Genomic DNA, 3,156 nt, shown 5'->3' with positions numbered 1-3,156 from the left:
TATAGCGATAGGTAAGAATTTGATATAATCTCCATCTTTTCCCCCGCTCCACACCGTACGTGAGACTTTCACCTCATACGGCGTTCCATCTATTTATTTTCTATTGAATGTTTTGCAGATTACACATCTTTCGATAAAGGTTGATTTTTGCTATTTGCTCTGGCACCAGTTTCAGTTCATGCACGTAGTGATCGATTATCATTTTATTTGTTGTATGGATCAGAAGATGGATATCCTTATGAATAATTCTCAAGTTATCGAATTTGTCGTCTCCACCAAGACTTTTTGGCAAATAGTGATGACAGTGAACGGCTTTTGCTGGCAAAAATTGTTTTGTAATCTCACACTTGCCTGATTTCATTGAGTAACGAGATATTCTACTATCTAAATACTCAACCGTTCTATTCGGTATTTTCGATTCCATCAATTTTCTTAATTCTTGGAACACAAGAGACTGTAGGCTTTTGTGCTCCAATCTTTGACGACCAAACGGAGTAAACGGTGTATCCTCCGTATTAAATCCGTAAATTGTTTTTGTAGATACGTCGCAAAGAGGGTACAAATAGACTCCAGCTACTTTATACGTTTTCATCGTTGTTGAGTAAAACTTTTTGTAAGTTGGGGAAGCTTTGTTGGGGTAACATCTTGTACTACAATTTGATAATCGGTTGTAAGTAGTGAATGAAAGAACGTAGTTCATCCTATTCAAATCTAAATTAATATGAGTGGCATACCTGAAATAATTATGAACACCGAGCACGAGAGCATTAAACAGGAGAGCATTTTGTGCTGTAGGACTCTTTTGAATATCTTTGATTCTTTGTTTAATCTCTTCTTTAATCTGATCCTTTTTTTTGTTAGAAATACGTGAATTACAAACCCATTTTTTCCCTTTTTGTTTCACGCAAATAGCGAATCCTAAAAATTCCGACTTACATTTACGCAAATTGACGATTTTAGACTTCTCATTGGAAATATCTAATTTAAGTCTGTCTTTTAGGTAAAGCTTGACAGCGTGGAACCATTTTAATGCTGTCGGATAATCATTAGTCATGATTTTAAAGTCATCTGCGTACCTGACAATATAGCCTTGCTTTAGATTTGTATCTCTTAGAGCACGAAATTTATTGTAACCTTTAGTATAGGGATACTTTGTTTCAAAGGTATGCCACTGCTTTGAGACCCAATGGTCTAAGTCGTTTAGAACAACATTAGATAATAGTGGAGAAATGATACCTCCTTGGATCGTTCCTTTGCTCGGGATACCTTCTCCTTGAATGGGTGATTTCAGAGATTTTGAAAGAATAGCTAAGACTTGTTTGTCACAAATTCCTATATTCCATAATTGTTTTATCAGTAAACGGTGGTTTACATTATCAAAGAAACCTTTGATATCAATGTCTACTGCATAGTGCATTTTACTGATGTTTATGAGATACATAATGCGACCTAGAGCATGCTTTGCACTTCTCAATGGTCTGAAACCGTAGCTATGTTCATAAAACTTAGCTTCACATATTGGCTCCAGTATCTGCTTGAACATCTGTTGGATCATTCGATCAATCATGCATGGAATTCCTAATGGGCGTTTCTCACCATTGGGTTTAGGTATCATTACTCGCTTTATGGATTTTGGTTTGTAATTTTCTAAATGACTGAGAATAAGATGGATAAACTCTGCTTGGTTCATTTCCTTATAGTTATCAATTGTGAAGGAATCCGTTCCTGGTGTCGAAGACCCCTTGTTTGCCTTGATAGTACGGTATGCTAAAAGAATATTATTTTCAGAAATGATTAACTCATATAATTGATAAAACTTTTTCCCGTTTCTACTTTGAGTAAATAGCTGATCGAATGTTTCTTGTAGATCATAATATTCCCAGTAACGTATTTTTGTGTTCAAGCGTGGCACCTCCATAACGGATTTTCCCACGTTCTTACCAGATCCTTGAACTTCATCTGTTTCAACATTCATTGTTATTAAATAGACTTAGGGCTATCCCTCCACATTTGTTAGACGCTTCATCGGTACTGTGCCCTTACTTTCACAGAAACAAAGCAATTTCGTTATTACTTATATGCACCTATCTAGAAGTAGTCATTTAATTGATAGTTTTCTGCTTACATCGTTCCAATGTTTTTAGCTATCATGTATAACCTTAGGTATCTACTATGAGCCTGTGAAATTATAGCTTCTTCGTTAGCTATCCCGATTTTCATATCATGGAACCTTACTTGTCGGTATCTCACCATACGTCCGTATGTTCCTATCTTTCAATAAGATCAGCCTTTTAGACCCGTACATTCGCAGATTCGTCAGTCATTTTCAGACATTCTTACCATAGTTATCTTTTTCAGCCGCCCGCCCTATAGTCAGCCTTATGCTCAAGCACTTAGGCAGATTTCAGACGACTTCACCTAGCTTCATACCAAAACCAATCTACTTCATTGATTAGAGCATGTAGGAGTATTAGCGGGGATGTTTCAGCTCAACTTGAAGGCTTTCATTCCATCTCTCAAAACATTAGTTGTCACTATTGATAATCTCAATAGGCTTCCATTTCACATCTATTCGATGCTTGTAGGAAAACGATTCGCACCCATATAAGCCACGTATTCATCAAAGATTAAAAAGTTGGGCGGAAGTCCGAGATACGCATAATTCTCTCCTGTTTTGTAGTTGGGCATTTCTTTCATTGACCTACTACGAGCTATCATGCGTTCGTAAAAATCTTCCACACATTCAGAAATTTCTTCTTTTTGGGAGTATACGTGAGGCATTATCGTACCTAAATCGGCGAGGTCCGCATTTTTGGGATCGAGGATAAACAATTCTGCATCTGACTTCAATAGTGCTTGAATAATGGTGAGTAAGAAATAGGTCTTCCCACCACCTGTGCCGCCAGCAATTAACATATGCGGCAAGGAATCATACGCCCATACTTGATTTTTCATCAATCGCAACGCCCCATTTTCTGCCACTATTTCTTCTATCCCAATTCGATTGGCAATCATATCGTATAACAAGGTGTATTCCACATAGGAGTCTTTGAGTTCTTTTTCTACTAACTCACAATACAGTCCGCTTTCTAACTTATTTTCCAACTTCAATAGCTGATCCTGATATTTTCCCAGTGAAATTTGAACGCGAATAGA

The 3,156-nt window shown here is 37.0% G+C and carries 1 protein-coding gene and 1 pseudogene; both read right to left on the bottom strand.

Features of this window, described 5'->3' with window-relative positions:
• Nucleotides 1–100: 100 nt before the first annotated feature.
• On the bottom strand, nt 101–1,912 hold the full coding sequence (gene ltrA / locus RV13_RS20170) for a group II intron reverse transcriptase/maturase (protein ID WP_224453673.1): 1,812 nt from the start codon (nt 1,910–1,912) through the stop codon (nt 101–103).
• 689 nt (nt 1,913–2,601) lie between these two features.
• Nucleotides 2,602–3,156, bottom strand: a pseudogene (locus RV13_RS20165) (FtsK/SpoIIIE domain-containing protein); the annotation flags it as partial.

The sequence above is a fragment of the Enterococcus raffinosus genome, from assembly GCF_001886185.1.
In the GTDB taxonomy this organism is placed as follows: domain Bacteria; phylum Bacillota; class Bacilli; order Lactobacillales; family Enterococcaceae; genus Enterococcus_A; species Enterococcus_A raffinosus.
The sequence above is the reverse complement of the archived record's forward strand: the minus strand, read 5'-3'. Positions and strand labels throughout refer to the sequence as shown.